Below are 20,083 nucleotides of genomic sequence, written 5' to 3'. Positions count from 1 at the left end.
TTAGCCTGCCATGCCGTCCAGAAACGCCGAGGATTGCGCCACGAAACCGAAACACTGTTTCACGTTATAGATCGTGGCGTCGAAACAGTAGCTTGGCGAGGTGGTGGCCGAGCAGTCTTCCAGAAGAATGCAGTCATAGCCAAGGCAGCTTGCGTCCAGCAGGGTGCCGAGCACGCATTGGTCGACATTGACACCCGCAAACAGCAGCGTGGTGACGCCCAGATTGCGCAGAATGCTGTCGAGCTCGGTATCCCAGAATCCGGACATGCGGAATTTGGCGACATGGATATCGCCCGGCTCGGGGGCCAGTTCATCCACCACCGCCGCCGACCAACTGCCGTCTTCCAGCACATGCGCGCCGGACCCGGGCAGCGGATCGCCCAGGCCCGTGCCGGTGCCGCTGGGCTTGTAGACATGCAGCAGTTTCGGCGGCAGGTTCAGCCGGTCCGGCCGGTTGCCCCAATTGAGCCAGAGCACCGGCACGTTCTGCGCGCGCAGATGCGGCAGCAGCTTCGCCAGATGCGGGATCGGTGTCCGTGCTGGTGTTACATCAACACCGATATGGCCTAGCCAGCCTTGCGGATGGCAGAAGTCATTCTGCATATCGACGATGATGATGGCGGTCCGGGCCAGATCCAGCGTCACGCGCTGGGGGGCCGCCGCGATGGTCAGCGGCCGTTCGGCCAAGGGCGCGCGGCGCAGATCGACCTCGGTCGCCGAGACAAGCCATTGGTTGCGCGGGCTTGACCCAAGCGGAATCAACGTCGCGTCAGTCACGGGACGGAGCCTCCGAGCACGGCAAGGTCTTCCGCGTCCAGCTCAACCGGCGTACCGCCGCGAATGAGTTCGGCGAAACCCTCATTCGGCGTCATCACCGTCAGGCAATAGAGTTTTTTCGTGCCGGTATTATGGACGATATGCTCGTTGCCCGGATGCAGCAGCAGCGCGTCACCCTTCTTGAGCGATGTTTCCTGGTCACCGCAGCGGGCAACGCCTTCACCGGACAGGACATAGAAGAATTCATCGGCCATGGAATGTTCATTGGGCGGCGTGGCGCCGCCGGGCGTGAATATTTCGATGACGAACACATTCTTGATGCCGTCTTTCGCGGGGTCGAACAGAACCGCGAAGTAATTGGTGTCATTCGGCGCAATGCGAAAGGCTTTCGCCGTCGCCACGGCTTCCTTGCCGAAGGTCTTCATGATGCGAGGCTCCTTAAAGGAGAAAGGGAAAGGCCATGGTCCGCCTCGGTCCAAGGCAGGATCAATCGGGATGGCGTGCCACCGCCATGGGCGATGGTAAGCGTAATCACCTGCGCCTCGTCGATCCGCGCTGTCGCCGGCGGGGCGCCAGTGCCGGGATTGACGGGATGGGCGGGGTAGCTGGCCCCGGCGAGCGACAGGCGCAAGGCCGTGCCGGGCGTGATGGTGGCGCAGATGGCGCGCAGCGACATGCGGATGGGCAAAGCCTCGCCGCTGGTGACGCGAGCATAGCCCTGGGTCAACATCACCGCGCGGCCCTCGGGCGTGATTTCCGACAGAACGGCCGATACATCGAATGACACGGCATCGGCGGTGACGAAAAGGTCCAGATCGACCGCGCCCACCAGCAATGCTGCCTCGGTGAAGGGCGCGGAGCCGTAGCAAGCGATATCGGCGCGCTGGTCCAGCGCCGTGCGGTCCTGCCGGCCCATGGGGGCGGCGTCATGCCCGCCGAGCGATGGCACCGGCCGCCATGGGTCATGCACGATATCGTCCTGCGCTGGGCCGCTCGGCCGATCCGCCAGCTGCCCGTCCAGCACGGTCGCGACGGCCAGGCCGGTGCTGCCGAGAAACAGGGATCGCGTGCCGCCCGGCCAATCCGCGAAATGCCGCCAGCCTTTGGCGGTGACGTCGAACAGGTCGAGCCCGGGTTCGATCTTGCCCTCGTCCTTCAGGAAGACATCGAACCAAGCCCTTTGCAGTTCATCGATGGCGCTGTCGGCGGCCGGCCCCATATCGCCGCCCGAGGCGCGGCCCCAGGGCAGATGCGGCCAAGGCCCGACGACGAGGCGCTGCGGACTGGTTGAACACACAATGGCAGCGGCATGGGCATCCAGCGTGCCCATCAGCATCGTGTCGTACCAGCCACCGATATGCAGCATCGGCACATCCATGCGCTTGCCCGCCAGCGCGCCGCGCGGGGCAATGCTGTGCCAATAGGGCGCATCCGCCGCGTCATGCTCCACCCAATCGGCGAAATGCCCCAGATTGCGATAGCGCCGCAGAATATCGGGGAAGGACGGCGTGTCGTCGGTCAGCGGCAGAGATTTCGCGGCGCGGGACAGTGCCATGAAGGCGTCCGCCTCACCATCATGCTGCGCGCGGATCGCGGCCATCTGAATGCCCCAGCCGATGCTGTCCAACAGGCGAAAGGCGCCGCCCTCATAAGCCCAGTCGCCATGCACATCCCAGCCGATCATAACCGGGCAAAGCGCATGTAGTGTCGCCCCACCGGCGAGCGCCAGCATTTGCGTCATGCCCTGATAGGAAAAGCCGTACATGCCGACACGGCCATTGCAGCCGGGCAATGCCGCCGCCCAGGCGACGGTTTCCGCACCATCCGCCATTTCGGTCTCGAAGGCGCGGAATGCGCCTTCCGACGTGCCGGTGCCGCGCACATCCTGAATGACCACGATATAGCCTTGCGCCGCATACCAGCGCGGATGGGCATAGACGACGGTGGAGGCAATACGCCGCCCATAGGGCTGGCGCATGAGCAGCACGGGGTAAGACCCGCCGCCGCTGGGCCGGTAGATATCGGCATCCAGCCGCACGCCGTCTGCGAGCCGCAGGCTTTGCGTGATGGGGCCTTCCACCGTCATGCCGCCTGCTGCCTTTCGGGAAAGCGCAGGCGCGGCCGGACTTCCTGCGCGATCAGCCGCAGGGAGCGCGCAACGGCTTCCGTGCGGATGCCGGGCAGTTGCGGCATCACATCCAGCCGGTCCAATCCCAGAAGGGCGATATGGGCATTGAGCGCCTCGGCGACCTCATCCGGCGTGCCGGCCAGAAAATCCACCTGACGACGCTTTTCGGCCGGCGTATCGGCCGTTTCCGGCAGCAAGCCAGCCTTGATGGCATCGGCATGATAGCCCTTGTAGCCGAGCAGGCCGAAATAAAGCTCCGTCGCTTCCGCGCATTCTGCCTCCGCCTCGGCGCGCGTCTCGGCCACGAAAACCAGGCGCACGCCGCGCGCCTCGCCACGCCCGCCGGCCGCGCGATAGCGCTGCACGAGGCGGGATTGCGCGACACCGTTCTCGGCCTGACCGACGACGAAATGCAGACCCTGTTCGGCGGTGAAATCGATGCTTGCCTCGTCCCGCGCGGCTACCCATATGGCGCGCGCCAGCTCCGGCACCGGGGTCAGCGACAGCGGCTTGTCGCCGGCTTGCACGCGGCCATGCAGATGATCCAGCAACTCCGTCATCTGTCGCCGAAAGCGCGTCGCTTTCTCGGCACGGGTCTCGGTGCTGTCCGGCAAGGTCGGGCCCTGGCCGATGCCGAATTCCACCCGGCCTGGTGCCAGCAGGTGCAGCGTCATCATCTCTTCCGCCGCGCGCCGCGCGTCGGTCGCGAACAGTTTCACGCCGGTGCCGAGGCCGATGCGCCCCAGCCGGCCCGACAGATGGCCGAGAAAGACCTCCGCCGCCGGCACGCGGCCGTAAAAGGCCCCCGCACTCGGCGGCAGGTGATGCTCGCCGACCCAGATGGAGGAAAAGCCCAGGGATTCCGCCAGCACCATTTCTTCGACGGCGGTGTGCAGAATGGTCGCGTCGGAAACGCCCGCGCGTCCCCACATCTGGTTGAAACTGCCCAAAGGTCTCATGTCAGGCCCTCCGTCGGGTCATTGGCCCAGGGCATCACGCGCCGTTCCAGCAGCACGACAAGGCCGACCAGGATCATGCTGCTCAGCGTGCCGATCAGCACCGCTGCCCAGACCTCATCCGACCGGTATTGCGATCCGGCGAAGACGATGAGGTAGCCGAGGCCGCGATTGGCCGCGACCCATTCGGCGACGATGGCCGCGACGAAGGACGAGCAGGCCGAGAATTTCAGCGCGGTGAAGATGAAGGGGAGCGCCGCCGGCAGGCGCACCATCCACAGCCGCTGCCAGGGACTGGCATCCAGGCTATGCATCAACTCGCCGAGTTCGGCATCGGCACTCCGCAAGCCCCGCATGCCGTTCACCAGCATGGGGAAGAAGACGAGGAAGATGGCGACGAGGATTTTCGGCTCCATCCCGTCACCGAAGCCGATGATCAGCGCAGGTGTCACGGCGACGATAGGCACGGCTTGCGCGGCCATGGCCAGCGGCAGCACGGCCCGGCGGCCGGATGCGGAACTGACGAAGATGATCGCCAGCAGCAGGCCGAGCGCATTGCCCAGCACAAGGCCGATGATGGCCTCCGCCGCCGTGATGCCGGCATTGCCGAACATCAGGCCGGGCTGGGTCCAGAAGACGCCGAAGACCGCGACGGGGGAGGGCAAAACCAGCGGATCGATCCAGCCGAGACCGGTAACAAGCCACCAGACGGCCAGCAGCGTCAGCAGAATGCCAGCCGGCCCGCCCAGGCGCCAGGCGCGGGTCATGTCCCATGCTCCGTCGCGGCCCAGGGTGTCACGGCACGTTCCACCATGGCGACGATGCCGGCCAGAATCAGGGTCAGCGCCGCCGTCACCACGATCGCGGCCCAGAGCATGGGCATTCTGAAATACTGGCCGGAAATCACCACCAGATAGCCCAGCCCGATATTGGACCCGATCCATTCGCCGACGATGGCGTTGATGAAGCAGGCCGTGGCGGCCACGCGCAGCGCCGCGAACAGGTAAGGAAAGGCGGCGGGCAGTTCGATCATCAGCAAGCGTTGCAGGCGTGTCGCGGCCAGACTGTGCAGCAGTTCGTGATAGCCGCGATCGGCGACGCGCAATCCGCGCGTCATATTGATGAGCATCGGAAAGAAGGCGGTGATGGAAACCAGCGTCAAAATCGCCGGCATGCCGCGCCCCATGACAAGGACGATCAGCGGCGTCACGGCGATGATGGGGATGGCCTGGGTCGCGAGCGCCAGCGGAAAGAAGCAGGCGCGCAACCGGCGGGAGAAGGACAGAACGATGGCCGCCAGCAGACCGAGCAGGCTGCCGATGACATAGCCTATCAGCGCTTCCTGCGTCGTCGCCAGCCCATGCCGCCATAATACCGAGCGGCCATTGACGATGGCGTCCCAAAGCTTGGCCGGCGGGGGCAGAAGGTAATTCGGAATCATCCCCTGCGCGCTCACCCAGGCCCAAAGGGCGAGGATGATGCCGAGCAGGATCACCGGGGGCAGGACGATGGCCGCCCATTGGCTTGTTTTGGCGCACGTCACCGGGACAGGCCCACCGAACGCCAGGGGCGGGAGCCCAGATGCGCGATGCCGGCGCGGGCGGCCAGCGCGTCGGCCGCCGCGCGGGACCGCGCCCGCGCGCTGCGCTCATCCACGCTTGTCACCACGCCGTCGCGCATGACGATACGCCCATCGATGATGACGGTCGACACCTCATGGCCGAGGGCGGAATAGACCAAAGCCGAGACCGGGTGATGCACAGGCGCGATCGCAAAGCTGTCGGTATCGATGACGGCGATATCGGCCTTCTTGCCGATTTCGATGGAGCCGATCTCATGATCCAGGCCAATGGCCCGCGCGCCGTCGATGGTCGCCATTTCCAGCGCCTTCTCGGCGGTGATGATGGTGGGGTCGCGGTGATGGCCCTTCTGGATCAGGGCCGCGAATTTCATGGCCTGGAACAGGCTGTGATTATTGCTGCTGGCAGGCCCATCCGAGCCCAGTCCCACCGTCACCCCGGCATCCAGCATCGCCGGGATCGGCGGCACGCCGGAAGCGAGATACATATTGCTGCACGGATTGTGGGACACGCGCGTATCGGACCGGCGCAGCAGGTCGATATCGGCCTTGCCGCATTGCACGCAATGAACGGCCAGCACATCCGGCCCCAGGAAGCCGATCTCGCTCAGCAATTCCGTGTCGGTGCATTGAAAGCGGCTGCGGGACTGCTCAATCTCAAAAGCCGTTTCCGCCACATGGGTGGTGATGAAGGCGCCTTCCTCATTCGCCAATTGCCGCGTGGCGCGGAGCGTCGCGGTGTCCAGCGCCCAGATCATGGACGGGGCCAGGCCCACCTGCACGCGGCCGCCGGGGCGGTTATTGGCGCGGATGACGGCGCGCGCGTCGCCCAGCGCCTGTTCGGGCGTTTCAATCAGCGGCAGCGGAATATCGAATTCTGCCCCAGCGGTGAGGAATCCACGGCAGACGCGGCCACGGATGCCGGTTGCGTTGAAGGCATCCACCACCGGCTGGGTCAGGCCAGGACGGGGATGGGCATACATGAAATCGACCAGCGACGTGACGCCGGAGCGGATGCTCTCCACGCAGCCATGGAGCGCGGCGGCCGAGACATCCTCCTTCGTCAGTTCCACGGCCGCCGGCCCGGTCATGCAGATGAACCAGTCCTTCAGCACGCGGTCATCGCCCAGACCCTTCAGCAGGGTCTGGAACAGATGCGTATGGGTATTGACCATGCCGGGGATGACGATTTTGCCCTGACAATCGATTACCTCCGCCATCGGTTCCGCGCTGATGAGAGAGGCGCGGCTGCCGATGGCCGCGATGCGGTCTCCTCGCAGAAGGATGCTGGCCTGTTCCAGCACCTCCCGCTTGGGATTCATGGTCACCACCCAAGCGTCTGCGAGGAGAATGGTCATCGCTCGGTCCTCAGAACTTGGGCATATCGGACTGTTCGAGGATCGAAGTCGTCAGCAACCCGTTCAGCGGCACCAGAGACTTATTGACGCCGGCGGCAACCAGATTGGCATCGGTCTCGGCCCAGATGGACGGGTCAAGCCAGAAGATGCCCTTCTCGGCCGTCAGCGGGCTTTTCATGAACTTCACCTGCTGCTCGGCCTGGAAGATCTGCTGCGTGCGGTCCAGACCGTCGACGAAATTGCCGTCGATGATCCAGTTCGCCGCCGCCTTCGGATCCTGATAGAAGCTGACCCAGCCTTTCGCCGTCGCGCGCAGGAATTTCACCAGCACCGCCTGGTTCTCGGGCTTCGCGAAGAAGGCGTCCTTGACGAAGAAGGAATCGACTTGGGAATTGAGGCCGTAATCGCCCAACGGCAGAACCGTGGTCGGCACGCCGGCCTGCTGCACGATCAGCGGCTCGTTGAAGGCGAAGGTGGTGATTTCGCAGGCAATGCGGCCGGCGATGAGGAGCGACACGTCATTCGGCCCGATCGTCGTCGTCTTCACCTTGTCGGCCGGCACGCCGTTCTTGGACAGGAAGAGCTTGAAATAGGGATCGGCATTCACCTTCACGCCGACCGTCTTGCCCACCAGATCGGCGGGCTTGGTGACGCCGCTATCCTTGCGGCAGGTCATGGCGATGGGCTGGGTCTGAAACTGCCCCGCGAAGACCTTGAACTTTTCGCCCTGGCCGATGCCGGCCAGAATCTGCTCAGGATTCGCGATGCCGATCTGCGCAATGCCGGCGGCAACCATCTGAATCTGATCGACGCCTTGCCCCGCCGGAATCAGCGTCACGTCCAGGCCCTCGGCCTTATAATAACCCTGTTTCAGCGCATATTCCGGGCCGTACATCTCGACGTCGGGAATATAGCCCAGCACGACATGAAGCTTGGTCATGCCGGCGGCATGGGCGGTGTCCGCGCCGATGCCCGGAATGGAGCTCAACAGAGCCGCACCCGCCAGCAGCGATTTCATCCAGAATGTGCGCAAACGCATCTCAATTCCTCATCTGATAAAGGGAAAGGCCCAATTCCTAGGAATAATCTTCAGTGATGCTCATCGCCCATGCTGTCACCCAGCGCGTGGCGAAGCTCGGATTCCAGCCGGCCGAAACGCGGATCGTCGCGCATCGTGGGGCTGCGATTATGGCCGAAATCGATATCGATCTCCCGCGTGATTCGGCCCGGACGCGGTGACATGACAACCACCTTGTCCGACAGGATGATCGCTTCCGAAATCGAATGCGTGACGAGCAGCAGGGTTGCCTTCGTCTCGTTCAGAATGCGGAGAAGTTCGAAATTGAGCCGGTCGCGCAGCAATTCGTCCAGCGCGCCGAAGGGCTCGTCCATCAGCAGATAGGCGGGTTTGAGCGTCAGGGCGCGGGCAATGGCCGCGCGCTGACGCATGCCGCCCGAGAGTTCGGACGGATAGGCTTTCTCGAAGCCGCGCAGCCCCACCATGTCGATCGCTTCTTCCGCGCGGCGGCGGCGCTCGGCCTTCGGCACGCGGGCCACTTCCAGCCCCAGTTCGACATTGGCCAGAACGCGGCGCCAGGGCAGCATAACGGCGTGCTGGGAGACGAGGGCGAAGCGCCGCTGGGCGCGGGCCTCCGCTGGCGTCAATCCGCCCAGCAAAGCCTGGCCGGATGTCGGCTGCACGATATCGGACAGAATGCGCAGCAGGGTGGATTTGCCGCAGCCCGAAGCACCGATCAGCGACACCCAAGACCCGGCAGGGATATCCAGATCGCAGCCGGCCAGCGCCGTCGTCGTCTGGGCGCCACGCCGATAGACCATCTGCACGTCGCGGATGGAAATACCGTCGGCGCGGGCCCGCAGCGACGGCTGGGCGGCCAGCACCGCGCTCATGCCGCTGGGCGCAGATCGAAGGAGAGGCCGAAGCTTTTCACCAGATCGCAGGTCTCGTGATCGACGACATTGGTATCGTCCAGTTCCAGATTGAAGAAGCTCATCTGGTCAGATTCGAAATAGGGACCGGCATGCCAGGCACCCCGGTTAAGCAGCACCGCGACATGGCCGGGGATGGCGAAGGCGCGGATGGCGGTGGGGTCCGGCTTGACGCTGGCCGCATTGGCGGGGGCGACGGCGATGAACCAGGGCAGGCCGCCGACGGCGGCCAGAACCTGCGTCACCTGGGCGTGGCGGGTGATGCCGGCCACGGTCAGCGGCCGATGCTCCAGCGCCATGATATAGAAGCGGGGGCGGCCGCCGGAGAGGTCCAGCGCCTGGTCCACAACGCCGGCCGGCGTGCCGTCGGCAGTCGGTTCGATCAGCTTGCCGAAGGGCAGGAAATTCTCGGCCGTGATCGGTTCGGCAATGAGTGCGAGTGGTGCATTTGATGAAATAATGGGCATATTAACCGGTTCGGCTGTCGCCTGCATCACGCTATCCCCATATTTCTGCCTAACTCAGTGGCAGCAATTGGCATGCTGGCCCAGCGTGCTGAAAAAAGGAACAACCTTTTTGCGTGCGATGTGATGCCTATTTGGCAGCGGTCATAGCGGAAAAAGCATCGTATGGAGGTGCGGTCGCGGGCCTGTCGCCCGCCTGAGATGGAAGGCCTGATCGATGACCTTGCTCCCTTCGCATTGGTGGTGGGATCTCTCCACCCGGGACTTCGCCGGCCTCGACATGAGCGAAATCGTCGCCATCCTGCCTGTGGGCGCGGTGGAGCAGCACGGGCCGCATCTGCCGGTGCGCGTGGATGCCGCGATCAATGCCGGCATCGTCGCCCGCGCGGTGGAACTGATGGCACCCGATTTCCCGGCGCTGGTTCTTCCCATGATGCCGGTCGGCAAATCGAACGAGCATACGGCCTTTCCCGGCACGCTGACGCTGCCCTATGACCTGCTGACGCGGCTGTGGTTCGAGATTGCCAAAAGCGCCTGGCGCGCGGGCGTGCGCAAGATCATCCTGCTCAATTCCCATGGCGGCCAGCCGCAGGTGATGGAAATCGTCTGCCGCGAATTGCGCGTCGAACTGGGCATGTTCGCCGTCGGCGCCAGCTGGTTCCGCACCATCGATAGCAGCGATCTGTACTCGGCTGGTGAGTTGAAGCACGGCATCCATGGCGGCGAGTCCGAAACCTCCGTCATGCTGCATCTGCACCCGGACCTCGTGCATATGGAACACGCGCAGGATTTCGTCTCGCGCTCGGTTGCCATGGAAACCACGAACAAGCTGCTGGTGCCGGAAGGCGGTGTGGGTTTCGGCTGGCAGGCGCAGGATCTGCATCCTGCCGGCGCCTGCGGCAATGCGGCGGCGGCGGATGCCGCGCGCGGTGCGATACAGGTGGAACGCGCGGCGCAGGCCTTGATCGGCCTGATCGCGGAAGTGGCGGCCTATCCGATGGAGGCCGTCACGCAAAAGACGGCCTTCAACGGTTAGCGGCAGCCGAGACGCCGGGGCTTAGTCCCCGGTGGCCAGCGCCGGGCCATGTGTGGTCGGCGTGCTGGTCAGTGTCAGGCGGCGGCGCAGCCAGGCGCGTACCGGCTGGTCGTAAAGTCGGCGCGCGGCATAGGCGATGCCATAGACGGAAAGATACATCACCAGCCCGAAGACGATGTCGCCTTTCAGCGACAGATGATGGCGGCGCTGGAATTCCTCGCCCAGGCGCAGAATCGGATCCTGCAAAATGAAGACCGGATAGGACATGGCGCCCAGAAATTTGCAGATGCGCATCAGCGCTGTGCCGCCGATCCTGGCCGAGCCGACATAGATCCAGACAGGGAAGAACACGAACAGATAAGGCAGGCAGATCAGCCCATGATAGCCGAGCGGCAGGAACAAAGGCAGGGGGAAGAGCAGGGCCATCACCCAGGCCTGTTTCGGCATGACCCGCTGCGTCGCCGGGCGGATGCGGCACAGCATCACGCCTGCGAAGAAGGGGAATAGCACGCGGACAAAACCGCCGAAGAAATTGTCCTGATCATAGCCGGAATCAATGCCGTGATGGACGACGGCGAGGATCACGAGGCCGATGGCGAAAACGCCGACGCAGACGGCCAGCTTGCGCAGGCTGATGCGAAAGATGATGGCGGCGAAAACGACATTGGTGAAAAGCTCGAAGGTCAGCGACCAGCTCGCCATATTGAAGGGATAGGCGGTCGACCATTGCGGAAAGACGTAGGACGGCAACAGAAGCAGGCCGAGAATGCCGGCTTTGGTCACGTCGACGGCTGAGACATCGCCCTTCATCACCACGGCCAGGAAGCCGAGTGCAATTCCGGCCGATATGCCCAGGAAGGCAAGCGGATAAAGGCGCACGAGGCGCACGCGCATGAAGCCGCGAAAGCTCATGTCGCCGGCCCGCAACCGGTCTTCATAGGCGAAGGAAATGACAAAGCCGCTCAGCATGAAAAAGAAATCGACGGCGAGCGACGTGTAGGGAATGCCGTTATAGCCAAGATGCTGAAGGACATGGAACAGCAGCACGATAGCCGAGGCTGTACCGCGAAAGCCGTCGAGCAAAGTGAAGCGATGGCGCTGGACGCTGGTCATTTTTTATCGTTGCCGTTTAAGAATATGAACTAAATCCTCAGTCCAGGATCTAGATCAAAACGGCAATTATGTCCTTGGATTTGCGTCTCGGAAGATAGGCTGAGGCAGCGCCGCCCAATTGGGTTAGTGCTCATACGAAAAGATAGATCCTAACTGGCGGCCAGCCCGATAGGCTTAACCTTGCCTACCCGCCGGCCGTCGTCGTGATCGCGGCCTTGATCTGCTCGGCCATCAGACTGGTCAGCGCATCGACGCCACGATCCCGCCCGATCAGCATCAGCGTCTGCACGCGGCCGCGCAGTTCATGCACCGGCACATAAGCCAGCCTTCCGGCGCGCTTTTCCCATTCCATGTCGAAGGGCGTGAGGAAGGTGATGGCCTGGTCCAGCATCGCCGCGTGGCGCATCACCTCGATGGAATTGGTCTCCAGCGCCGGTTCCACCTGCAATTGCGTGGCGGCGAAAGCCTCGTTCAGATAAGGGCGGATGGCCATGCCTTCCTCCGCGATGATGAGCGGGTAATCCGCGCAATCGCTCAGGCGCAATTGGTTATGGCTCGCCAGCGGATGGTCCGGCGCCATCACCGCACCCAGCCGCCCGACGCCGGAGGCCAGCACGCGCAGGCTGGGGTCACGCGGAAAATCGAAGCCGAGGCCCAGATCGGCCTCGCCGGCCGAAACGGCGGCCATGATATCCTGGCCCGAGGGCAGCAGCCGCATCGTCAGCTTCACGCGGGGGGAGTTGCGGCGGAAATCGACCGCGATGCGCGGCACCATATTGGCGGCAAGCCCGCTCATGATGGCCAGCGTAATTTCGCCGCGCCGCAGGCCCTTCAATTCCTCGATGCGGCTCTGCACGCGCTCCATATCCTTCAGCACCTGCCGCACATGACGGATGACAATCTCGCCGGCCGTCGTCGGCATCAGCTTGCGCGGCAGGCGCAGAAACAGCGGCGTGCCAAGCTCGGCTTCCAACGCCAGAATCTGCCGGTTGATGGCGGAGGAGGCGACATTCAGCCGGGCGGAGGCTTTGCGCATCGATCCGGTGCGCGCCACCTCGTCCAGATAATGCAGCAGCCGATTATGCAGCATGGCGCGAACGATCCCCGGATTGGTTCACGGCTTGGCTGCGGCCATGGCCTGATGCAGCCCGTCCCAGTCGGGCGCCCAGTGCAGCGCTTCATGGTAGCGGGCGAGGGCCGCCTCCGGCCGATGCTCGGCCATCAGCGCATCGCCCCAATCCTTCAAGGGGTCAGCCCAATGCGGTGACTTTTCATGCGCCAGCCTCTCCCGCGCGATGGCGGTTGCCGGGTCGCCATGCCGCAGATAGGCGCGGCCCTCGCGCTCGAAGGCGAAGGAGAGATCGGGCGCCACAGCTTCGGCCGTGCGATAGGCGCGCTGTGCCACCGGCCAATTGCCGCTGGCATCCATGGCATCCGCCCAATAGGCGCGGCAGCGGACATAGCGCTGGCCCTGAAACAAGGGCCAGGCCTGGGCAAATCGCCCGTTCGCGGCATAGGCATGGCCGAGGTCGCACTCAAAGTCCGGGAAGAAGGCCTGCAATTCGCTGGATTTGTGCCAGAGCGCGTCGGCGGCAACATAATGGGTCAGGGCAGAATAGGTATCGCCGTCCTCCAGCGCGTGGGCGCCGGCCAGGGCCAATTGATCAAAACCGGTGGTCGGGTCATCCGCCGGGGATTCGGCCAGGAACAAGGCGACAGACGGCCAGTCATGCTGCACGGCCCGCTGCTCCGCGACCCAGGAACTGTCGTCGAACTCTGCCCCTTCGGCCTGCCCATAGTCGCGGTGCCATAGCAGGGCCGCGATCACCTTGGCCGGGTCCATCGTTAATTGCGCGAAATCGGCCTGTTCATAGAGCGACGGGCGATCGAAGCGGAACCAGGACTTGCCGATCCGGTCCATGGCGACGCCCAGGCGATAGGCCTCTTCCTCGTTCTCCGTGATGGGCAGATTGCTGATGAGATTGTTCCAGGCCGCCCAGTAATTCGGCTTGATCTGTAGGGCGAGGCGGAAACGGTCGATAGCGCCGGCCGGGTCATTGGTGATCAGCAGGGCCTCGCCCCAAAGATTGGCCAGCGCCGCACGCTGGCTGTCGGGGAATTTCGGGAAATTGGACTGAATGAAATGAATGGCGTGGTCCGTGCGCCCCTCGTCGATCAGATAGGTCGCATACAGCAGGGGCTGCGCTTCGCTGAAGACATATTCGGCGGCTTTGCGAAACATGCGGTCGAGGTCGGCCTGTTTGCCGGTGAAATTCGCGGGGGGAATGTCGTCGCCCCGGATGGACAGGTCGTAACCGTCGCCGTTTTGCACCAGCGTCCCGTCCAGATGCACGTCATGGCCGAAGAGGCGATGCAGCAGGTCACCGAGCTGGCTGATGGTGACGCCGGTTTCCGGCACGCCGACTTCGATGGAATCGGTCCAGGCATCGGTAATCTGCTCGGCCGCCGCCGCGCTGCGTGTGGCACTTTGGATATTGAGAAGGACATCCAGGATTTTGGTCGCCGCCACCTTGCCGGTCAGCCCTTCCGCCACCAGCGCCGTGGGCGCGCTGAATTCCCGCACCACGACCGAGCGGGAGGTCAGGGCGCTCCACCACATCGCGATGACGCCGCTGGCGACGGCGAGGCCAATGGTGAAGAAGGCGACTTGCGTCACGACGCGCAGCATGTCGCTTTTGCGCTTGAGCTTCGCGGCGCGTGTCGATTGTGCCTTTTCTTCGGGCAGATAGGCGATCTGCAGGTCAACCAGACGCTTGTGACTGAGGAGGAAGGCCGCCGCCGCCTTCTGTCCCTCCGGGTCGTTCAATGCATGATCAAGCGCATGGCTTGCGGCAAGGTCGGCCGAAAGCTGGCCGGTATCGCCGGCCTCCTCCTCAATGCCCTGCGGAAGAACCGATTCGGCCATGCCCTGCCCCTGGGGAGAAAACGAAATGCCCTGTTACGGGCATTAGGCTGGCAGGGCAGGGCAGTGCAAGCCGTCTCAGACGCGGTTGGCGCGAACCTGCACGGGCATGATATCGGTGAAATTGCCGACATCGGCGGCAAGGCCGGGCATGCCGGCCGAGGTGAAGCAGGCTTTCAGCGCGTCTTCGTCCTGATAGCGGCATTCGCAGATGGCGATGGTGCCGGTCTCCGTCACCGGTGGAAAGAAAGCCTGCGCGCTGGTCATGCCCAGCGGCCCGAACAGCCGCCGCAGCATGGGTACATGCCGTTCCACGTAATAGGTCCGGTCGAAGCGTGAGTCCGCATTGCCCTGATAGGTGACAAACATGATCACCTCGCCGTTACGGCCGTATTCCGTCATCTCTTGGTCCTCTGGGCTTATATCGCGCCTTAGCCTGGGCCAGTTGTGCGGCGCTTTGAAGGCATCGGCGAAGCGCAGCTGATACCGCCCGAACGCGGCCTTGCCGCCGCACGGCCGCGCTTGTGTCGTCTGCGCGCCCTCACTCTGTCGTGAACAGACAAAGACGCGCCCGGCAGAGATCGCTAGGCTTCGTAAATCAGATATGCGTTTGCCTCATGGCTCTGGTTTGGGCATGAAGCGTGCATGAGCTTATCCGCCCACCGCCTTTGAACGTCCAAATGACATCTCATCTCGGGAGCTGACTATGAGCAAGCCACAGTCCATGATCGATCGGCGTCAGTTTCTGGGTGCGACCGCCATGATAGGCGCGGCGGCGGGCCTGTCCTCCCTGCCGCTGATCGGGCAGGCGCGGGCGGCCGATATGCCGGTCTCCGGCGGCCATCTGCGCCTCGGCATGGGCGGCGGCAGCACCACGGACAGCCTGGACCCCACAACCTATCTGCAATGGGTGCCGGTCAATCTCGGCTACCAGATCATGAACGGTCTGATCGAAATCGATGAGCACAACAAGGCGACGCCCGAACTGCTCATGAACTGGGAATCGAAGCCCGGCGCGGCGGAATGGGTTTTCGATGTCCGCAAGGACATCACCTTCTCCAACGGCAAGACGTTGGACGCCGACGACATCATCTATTCCATCAATCTGCATCGCGGAAAATCGGCCTCGCCCGCCAAGCCCTTCCTGGCCGCGATCACCGATATCAAGAAGCTCAGCGCGAACCAGATCGGTATCACGATGAGCGCTGGCAACGCCGATCTGCCCTTCCTGCTCTCGGACTATCACATCCTGGTCGTGCCGAACGGTTTCACGGACTGGAAGAATCCCATCGGCACGGCGGGCTACGTGCTGGAGCATTACGAAGCCGGCGTGCGCTGCATCACCAAGAAGACGCGCCCCTATTGGAAGACCGGCTGCGGCAATGTCGACAGTATCGAAACGCTGGTCATCAACGACGTCTCGGCCCGTACGGCCGCTCTGCTCTCCGGTCAGGTGGATGCCATCAACCGTCTGGACGCGCGCACGGTTGACCTATTGAAGAAGCGCCCGAAGGTGCATGTCGTGCAAAGTGCGGCCGGCCAGCACGGCGTCTTCGTCATGAACTGCACCGATGCGCCCTTCAAGGACAATAATGTCCGCATGGCGCTGAAATACGCCATCAACCGCCAGCAGATCGTCGATACCGTGCTGCGCGGCTATGGCCGCGTCGGCAATGACCAGCCGATCCCGGTGACGAATGAATTCTACGATGCCTCCATCCCCCAGCACACTTACGACCCGGACAAGGCGAAATACTATCTGAAGCAGGCGGGACAGAGCGCGCTGTCGGTGGACCTCAACGTCTCCGACGTCGCCTTCACCGGTGCCACCGATTCCGCGCAGTTGTTCCAGCAATCCGCCGCTGCGTCAGGCATCACTGTCAATATCAAGCAGCAGCCGGCTGACGGGTATTGGGACAATATCTGGATGAAGCAGCCCTTCTGCGCCTCCTATTGGGGTGGCCGTCCGACGGCGGACCAGATGCTGACCATCGCCTATAAATCCGACGCGCCCTGGAACGATACCTTCTGGAAGAACGCCGATTTCGACAAGCTGCTGCTGGAAGCCCGCGTCGAGCTTGATCACAGCAAGCGCGCCGAAATGTATGGCCAGATGCAGAGCATGATTTCCTCCACCGGCGGCGCGCTCATCCCCATGTTCATCGACTATCTGGAAGCCGGATCGAACAAGGTGCACGGCCAGAAGCCCAATCCGATGTTCGACTTCATGGGCCAGCGCATCGGCGAAAAGGTCTGGCTGAGCTGACGGCCGGGCGGGTTCGGGGTTTTGGGCATTCTTCGCTTTGTCGCGGCACGGGCGGCCTTGGGGGTTCTCACCCTCATCGCCGTCTCCATTCTTCTCTATCTCGGCACGCAGCTTCTGCCCGGTGACGTGGCGAGCGCCTTGCTCGGTCAATCCGCGACGCCGGAGGCCTTGGCCGTGCTGCGGGCGAAGCTGGGCCTGAACGAACCCGCCTATCTGCGTTACCTGCATTGGCTGTGGGGCGTGGTGCACGGCAATCTTGGCAATTCGCTGACGACGGGCACGCCCATCGCCAGCGCGCTGATGCCGCGCCTGGGCAATACGCTGTTCCTGGCCGGCTATGCGGCGATTATCGCCGTGCCGCTGGCCGTGGGCCTGGGCATTCTGTCGGCCATCCGCGAGGGCAGCCTCATGGACCGGCTGGCGAGCATCCTCAGCCTCGCCACCATTTCCTTCCCTGAGTTTTTCGTGAGCTACATCCTCATCGTCGTCTTCGCCTCTGAACTCGGCTGGCTGCCGAGCCTCGCGACAGTCTATGGCGGCATGGACTTCTGGGACCGGGTGGATGCCACAACCTTGCCGGCGATCACGCTGACGCTGGTCGTCGTCGCCCATATGCTGCGCATGACCCGCACATCGACGCTGGCGGTGATGTCCGCGCCCTATGTCGAAACCGCCTTCCTGAAGGGCCTGTCGCGCAGCCGCGTGGTGCTGAGCCATGCGCTGCCCAATGCGCTGGGACCGATCATCAATGTCGTCGCCATCAACCTCGCCTATCTCGTCGTCGGCGTCGTCGTCGTCGAAGTCGTCTTCGTCTATCCCGGCGTCGGACAATTGATGGTCGATGCCGTCACCAAGCGCGATTTGCCCGTGGTGCAGGCCTGCGGCCTCGTCTTCGCCATCGTCTTCATCGGTCTCAACACCATCGCCGATATCTGCGCGGCACTCGCCAATCCGCGGCTGCGCAGCCGTAAGCGGCAATAGGGAGGAGCGGACCATGACAATCGCCGGTCGCAAAGTCCCTGTCACCGCCTATATCGGCGGCATCATCGTGCTTCTCGCGGTGATCATGATCCTGTTTGCGCCCTGGATCGCGCCCTATCCGCAAACCAAGATCGTCGGCGGGGTCTGGGATCTGCCCAATGCGAAGGATTGGCTGGGTACCGACAGTATCGGGCGCGACATGCTGTCCCGCCTCATCTATGGCGGCCGCACCTCGGTCAGCATCGCGCTGATCGCGACCTGTCTCACCATGATCATCGGCGTGGGGCTCGGGTTTGTCGCCGCCTCCACCAACAAGCTTGTCGACAATGTCATCTCCCGCATCGTCGATGTCCTGCTGGCCATGCCTATTCTGATCTTCGGCCTGATGGTCTTCGCGGTGCTCGGCACCTCCATCCCCATCATGATCATCACCATCGCTGTTCTGGAATCGACGCGGGTGTTTCGCCTTGCCCGCGCGGTCGCCATGAACATCACGGTGATGGATTACGTGCAGGTCGCGCGCCTGCGCGGCGAAGGCATCGGCTGGGTAATTTTCCGCGAAATTTTGCCCAATGCCTTGCCGCCGCTGGTGGCCGAATTCGGCCTGCGCTTCTGCTTCACCTTCCTCTTCATCGCCTCGCTGAGCTTCCTGGGCTTAGGCATCCAGCCGCCGGCGGCCGATTGGGGCAGCATGGTGCATGACAATGCCCAGGCCATCAGCTTCGGCGGCTTCGCGCCGCTGTTCCCGGCCGGCGCCATCGCCGTCGTCACCATCGGCGTCAATCTGGTGGTCGATTGGCTGCTCTCCATCCACGCCTTGCCGGCCGGCGCCGGCGCGGAGATTTGAGCATGAGCGCTGCCGCACAGGATATGCTGCTGCAAATCCGGGGATTGCGCATCGAGGCCAGCAATGGCGCGGTGCTGACCAATGGCATTGATCTGGACCTGCGCCGGGGCGAGGTTCTGGGGCTGATCGGTGAATCGGGCGCCGGCAAATCCACCCTCGGCCTGGCACCCCTGGTCTATGCCCGCGCCGGTTGCAGCATCACTGGTGGTGAGATTCTTCTAGCAGGGCAGGATTTGCGCAAGCTGGACGCCAATGGCCGCCGCAGCTTGCGCGGCGTGCGCGTGGCCTATGTCGCGCAAAGTGCCGCTGCGGCCTTCAACCCGTCGATGACGCTCATGGCGCAGGTCTGCGAAGGGCCGATCCGCCACGGGTTGATGGGACGGCGCGAGGCGGAAGCGAAAGCAGTGGAACTCTTCCGCGCACTGGATCTGCCGACCCCCGAAACCTTCGGCCAGCGCTATCCGCATGAAGCCTCGGGCGGGCAGTTGCAGCGCGCCATGGCGGCCATGGCCATGTCCTGCCAGCCGGATTTGCTGGTGCTGGATGAGCCGACGACGGCGCTGGACGTCACGACGCAGATCGAGGTTCTGGCCAAGCTGCGGGAGCTGATCCGCGAGCATAATACGGCAGCCCTTTACGTGACGCATGATCTCTCGGTGGTGGCGCAGATCGCCGACCGCATTATGGTTCTGCGCCACGGCAAGATGGTCGAGACCGGCACCACGAACGAGATTCTGCTCTCCCCGCGCGAAGCCTATACGACCGCGCTGGTGGCCGAGCGTCAGGCCGCCATGAGCGGCCATGGCGTGGCTGAGGCCGCGCGTGGAGAGACCGTGCTGACGGTCGATGACGTCACCGTCAAATACGGGCCGGTCGTGGCCGTGAAGGGCATTTCCTTCACCGTCAGCCGGGGTGAGACGGTGGCGGTTGTCGGCGAATCGGGCTCCGGCAAATCGACGCTCGCCTATGCCGCCATCGGGCAGATCGAAGCCGCGGGCGGCGCTTTCCGCTTCGGGCCGGCGGCCCTGCCGCCCTCCTTCAAAAACCGCAGCCTGGAACAGCGCCAGCGTATTCAGCTGATTTATCAGCTGCCCGATATCGCGCTCAATCCGCGCCAGAAGATCGGCGATATCCTGGGCCGCCCGGTCGCTTTCTTTGAAAAGACCTCGGCGGCCGCCACCAAGGCGCGCGTCGCGGAATTGCTGACCCTTGTCGGCCTGCCTTTGGATTACATCGGCCGCTTTCCCGGCCAGCTCTCGGGCGGGCAGAAGCAGCGCATCTGCATCGCCCGTGCGCTGGCCGCCCGGCCGGAACTCGTCATCTGCGATGAGGTGACGTCCGCGCTTGATCCCTTGGTGGCCGAGGACATTCTGAAACTGCTCAAGAAGCTTCAGGATGAGCTGGGGGTGTCCTACCTTTTCATCACCCATGACCTCGGCACCGTGAAGCGCATCGCCCATCGCGTCGTCGTCATGCTCAAGGGGCAGATGGTGGCCGAAGGTCCGACCGCCGATATTTTCGACACGCCGCCGGACGACTATACCCGCAAGCTGCTGCTGTCGGTGCCGGAAATGCGGACGGACTGGCTGGATGAAGCGCTCGCCCGGCGCGATATCTGGCGCGGCGGCATAGCTGCGGTCCCCGCCTAAGGCAGCCGTTCTTTTTTGAAAAAAGAACCAAAAAACTTTCTTCCATGAGTGAGTGC

19 protein-coding genes are annotated in these 20,083 nt (G+C 63.6%); 5 read left to right on the top strand and 14 right to left on the bottom strand.

Going from position 1 to position 20,083, the window contains the following annotated elements:
* The 10 genes from ASILVAE211_RS14160 to ASILVAE211_RS14115 are packed head-to-tail and all read right to left on the bottom strand — an operon-like array spanning position 1 to position 9,242.
* The gene (locus ASILVAE211_RS14160) at positions 1-777 is read right to left on the bottom strand and encodes a cysteine hydrolase family protein (RefSeq protein WP_227321977.1); all 777 of its coding nucleotides are present in this window, start codon (positions 775-777) and stop codon (positions 1-3) included.
* A complete protein-coding gene (locus ASILVAE211_RS14155) occupies positions 774-1,202 on the bottom strand; it encodes a cupin domain-containing protein (RefSeq protein ID WP_227321976.1) in 429 nt (142 codons plus the stop codon). The genes ASILVAE211_RS14160 and ASILVAE211_RS14155 overlap by 4 nt, the downstream gene beginning before the upstream one ends.
* Positions 1,199-2,863 carry a CocE/NonD family hydrolase gene (locus tag ASILVAE211_RS14150; RefSeq protein ID WP_227321975.1) on the bottom strand — a complete coding sequence of 555 codons (1,665 nt, stop codon included), beginning with the start codon at positions 2,861-2,863 and terminating at the stop codon, positions 1,199-1,201. The genes ASILVAE211_RS14155 and ASILVAE211_RS14150 overlap by 4 nt, the downstream gene beginning before the upstream one ends.
* Positions 2,860-3,864, bottom strand: a complete 1,005-nt coding sequence (locus ASILVAE211_RS14145; protein WP_227321974.1) for an LLM class flavin-dependent oxidoreductase — start codon at positions 3,862-3,864, stop codon at positions 2,860-2,862. Before ASILVAE211_RS14145 ends, ASILVAE211_RS14150 begins: the two co-directional genes overlap by 4 nt.
* A complete protein-coding gene (locus tag ASILVAE211_RS14140) occupies positions 3,861-4,628 on the bottom strand; it encodes an ABC transporter permease (protein WP_227321973.1) in 768 nt (255 codons plus the stop codon). The genes ASILVAE211_RS14145 and ASILVAE211_RS14140 overlap by 4 nt, the downstream gene beginning before the upstream one ends.
* Positions 4,625-5,404: an ABC transporter permease gene (locus ASILVAE211_RS14135; RefSeq protein ID WP_227321972.1), complete on the bottom strand. Its 780-nt coding sequence runs from the start codon at positions 5,402-5,404 to the stop codon at positions 4,625-4,627. The genes ASILVAE211_RS14140 and ASILVAE211_RS14135 overlap by 4 nt, the downstream gene beginning before the upstream one ends.
* Positions 5,401-6,798, bottom strand: a complete 1,398-nt coding sequence (locus tag ASILVAE211_RS14130) for an amidohydrolase family protein (protein ID WP_227321971.1) — start codon at positions 6,796-6,798, stop codon at positions 5,401-5,403. Before ASILVAE211_RS14130 ends, ASILVAE211_RS14135 begins: the two co-directional genes overlap by 4 nt.
* A 10-nt stretch (positions 6,799-6,808) precedes the next feature.
* Positions 6,809-7,837, bottom strand: a complete 1,029-nt coding sequence (locus tag ASILVAE211_RS14125) for an ABC transporter substrate-binding protein (RefSeq protein WP_227321970.1) — start codon at positions 7,835-7,837, stop codon at positions 6,809-6,811.
* Between the two features lie 50 nt (positions 7,838-7,887).
* Complete coding sequence (locus tag ASILVAE211_RS14120) at positions 7,888-8,709, bottom strand: ABC transporter ATP-binding protein (RefSeq protein WP_227321969.1); 822 nt, start codon at positions 8,707-8,709, stop codon at positions 7,888-7,890.
* On the bottom strand, positions 8,706-9,242 hold the full coding sequence (locus tag ASILVAE211_RS14115) for an ureidoglycolate lyase (RefSeq protein ID WP_227321968.1): 537 nt from the start codon (positions 9,240-9,242) through the stop codon (positions 8,706-8,708). The genes ASILVAE211_RS14120 and ASILVAE211_RS14115 overlap by 4 nt, the downstream gene beginning before the upstream one ends.
* Before the next feature lie 187 nt (positions 9,243-9,429).
* Between ASILVAE211_RS14115 and ASILVAE211_RS14110 the strand changes: the two genes are divergently transcribed.
* Positions 9,430-10,248: a creatininase family protein gene (locus ASILVAE211_RS14110; protein WP_227321967.1), complete on the top strand. Its 819-nt coding sequence runs from the start codon at positions 9,430-9,432 to the stop codon at positions 10,246-10,248.
* Positions 10,249-10,269: 21 nt separating this feature from the next.
* On the opposite strand, the gene ASILVAE211_RS14105 is transcribed toward ASILVAE211_RS14110, so the two are convergent.
* The 4 genes from ASILVAE211_RS14105 to ASILVAE211_RS14090 form a co-directional block, all read right to left on the bottom strand.
* Positions 10,270-11,361 (bottom strand): acyltransferase family protein, encoded by a 1,092-nt coding sequence (locus tag ASILVAE211_RS14105; RefSeq protein WP_227321966.1) that lies wholly within the window; start codon positions 11,359-11,361, stop codon positions 10,270-10,272.
* 184 nt (positions 11,362-11,545) lie between these two features.
* Positions 11,546-12,451: a LysR family transcriptional regulator gene (locus ASILVAE211_RS14100; RefSeq protein ID WP_227321965.1), complete on the bottom strand. Its 906-nt coding sequence runs from the start codon at positions 12,449-12,451 to the stop codon at positions 11,546-11,548.
* 24 nt (positions 12,452-12,475) lie between these two features.
* Positions 12,476-14,287, bottom strand: coding sequence for a UDP-N-acetylglucosamine--peptide N-acetylglucosaminyltransferase SPINDLY family protein (locus ASILVAE211_RS14095; protein ID WP_227321964.1), 1,812 nt, complete (start codon positions 14,285-14,287; stop codon positions 12,476-12,478).
* A gap of 75 nt (positions 14,288-14,362) precedes the next feature.
* The gene (locus ASILVAE211_RS14090; protein WP_227321963.1) at positions 14,363-14,686 is read right to left on the bottom strand and encodes an EthD family reductase; all 324 of its coding nucleotides are present in this window, start codon (positions 14,684-14,686) and stop codon (positions 14,363-14,365) included.
* A gap of 304 nt (positions 14,687-14,990) precedes the next feature.
* On the opposite strand from ASILVAE211_RS14090, the gene ASILVAE211_RS14085 reads away from it, so the two are divergent.
* The 4 genes from ASILVAE211_RS14085 to ASILVAE211_RS14070 are packed head-to-tail and all read left to right on the top strand — an operon-like array spanning position 14,991 to position 20,027.
* Positions 14,991-16,550 carry an ABC transporter substrate-binding protein gene (locus ASILVAE211_RS14085; protein WP_227321962.1) on the top strand — a complete coding sequence of 520 codons (1,560 nt, stop codon included), beginning with the start codon at positions 14,991-14,993 and terminating at the stop codon, positions 16,548-16,550.
* A gap of 21 nt (positions 16,551-16,571) precedes the next feature.
* Positions 16,572-17,531: an ABC transporter permease gene (locus ASILVAE211_RS14080; RefSeq protein ID WP_227321961.1), complete on the top strand. Its 960-nt coding sequence runs from the start codon at positions 16,572-16,574 to the stop codon at positions 17,529-17,531.
* Between the two features lie 13 nt (positions 17,532-17,544).
* The gene (locus ASILVAE211_RS14075) at positions 17,545-18,378 is read left to right on the top strand and encodes an ABC transporter permease (RefSeq protein ID WP_227321960.1); all 834 of its coding nucleotides are present in this window, start codon (positions 17,545-17,547) and stop codon (positions 18,376-18,378) included.
* A gap of 2 nt (positions 18,379-18,380) precedes the next feature.
* Positions 18,381-20,027 carry an ABC transporter ATP-binding protein gene (locus tag ASILVAE211_RS14070; protein ID WP_227321959.1) on the top strand — a complete coding sequence of 549 codons (1,647 nt, stop codon included), beginning with the start codon at positions 18,381-18,383 and terminating at the stop codon, positions 20,025-20,027.
* The last annotated feature ends 56 nt before the right edge of the window (positions 20,028-20,083 follow it).

Source organism: Acidisoma silvae (assembly GCF_020618775.1).
Classification (GTDB): domain Bacteria; phylum Pseudomonadota; class Alphaproteobacteria; order Acetobacterales; family Acetobacteraceae; genus Acidisoma; species Acidisoma silvae.
This window is presented reverse-complemented; position numbering and strand designations above follow the sequence as displayed.

Excerpts from the sequence above, each read along its gene's own strand:
- ASILVAE211_RS14155 (WP_227321976.1), bottom strand. The coding sequence starts at position 1,202 with ATGAAGACCTTCGGCAAGGAAGCCGTGGCGACGGCGAAAGCCTTTCGC.
- ASILVAE211_RS14150 (WP_227321975.1), bottom strand. The coding sequence starts at position 2,863 with ATGACGGTGGAAGGCCCCATCACGCAAAGCCTGCGGCTCGCAGACGGC.
- ASILVAE211_RS14145 (WP_227321974.1), bottom strand. The coding sequence starts at position 3,864 with ATGAGACCTTTGGGCAGTTTCAACCAGATGTGGGGACGCGCGGGCGTT.
- ASILVAE211_RS14140 (WP_227321973.1), bottom strand. The coding sequence starts at position 4,628 with ATGACCCGCGCCTGGCGCCTGGGCGGGCCGGCTGGCATTCTGCTGACG.
- ASILVAE211_RS14130 (WP_227321971.1), bottom strand. The coding sequence starts at position 6,798 with ATGACCATTCTCCTCGCAGACGCTTGGGTGGTGACCATGAATCCCAAG.
- ASILVAE211_RS14125 (WP_227321970.1), bottom strand. The coding sequence starts at position 7,837 with ATGCGTTTGCGCACATTCTGGATGAAATCGCTGCTGGCGGGTGCGGCT.
- ASILVAE211_RS14120 (WP_227321969.1), bottom strand. The coding sequence starts at position 8,709 with ATGAGCGCGGTGCTGGCCGCCCAGCCGTCGCTGCGGGCCCGCGCCGAC.
- ASILVAE211_RS14115 (WP_227321968.1), bottom strand. The coding sequence starts at position 9,242 with ATGCAGGCGACAGCCGAACCGGTTAATATGCCCATTATTTCATCAAAT.
- ASILVAE211_RS14110 (WP_227321967.1), top strand. The coding sequence starts at position 9,430 with ATGACCTTGCTCCCTTCGCATTGGTGGTGGGATCTCTCCACCCGGGAC.
- ASILVAE211_RS14105 (WP_227321966.1), bottom strand. The coding sequence starts at position 11,361 with ATGACCAGCGTCCAGCGCCATCGCTTCACTTTGCTCGACGGCTTTCGC.
- ASILVAE211_RS14100 (WP_227321965.1), bottom strand. The coding sequence starts at position 12,451 with ATGCTGCATAATCGGCTGCTGCATTATCTGGACGAGGTGGCGCGCACC.
- ASILVAE211_RS14095 (WP_227321964.1), bottom strand. The coding sequence starts at position 14,287 with ATGGCCGAATCGGTTCTTCCGCAGGGCATTGAGGAGGAGGCCGGCGAT.
- ASILVAE211_RS14090 (WP_227321963.1), bottom strand. The coding sequence starts at position 14,686 with ATGACGGAATACGGCCGTAACGGCGAGGTGATCATGTTTGTCACCTAT.
- ASILVAE211_RS14085 (WP_227321962.1), top strand. The coding sequence starts at position 14,991 with ATGAGCAAGCCACAGTCCATGATCGATCGGCGTCAGTTTCTGGGTGCG.
- ASILVAE211_RS14075 (WP_227321960.1), top strand. The coding sequence starts at position 17,545 with ATGACAATCGCCGGTCGCAAAGTCCCTGTCACCGCCTATATCGGCGGC.
- ASILVAE211_RS14070 (WP_227321959.1), top strand. The coding sequence starts at position 18,381 with ATGAGCGCTGCCGCACAGGATATGCTGCTGCAAATCCGGGGATTGCGC.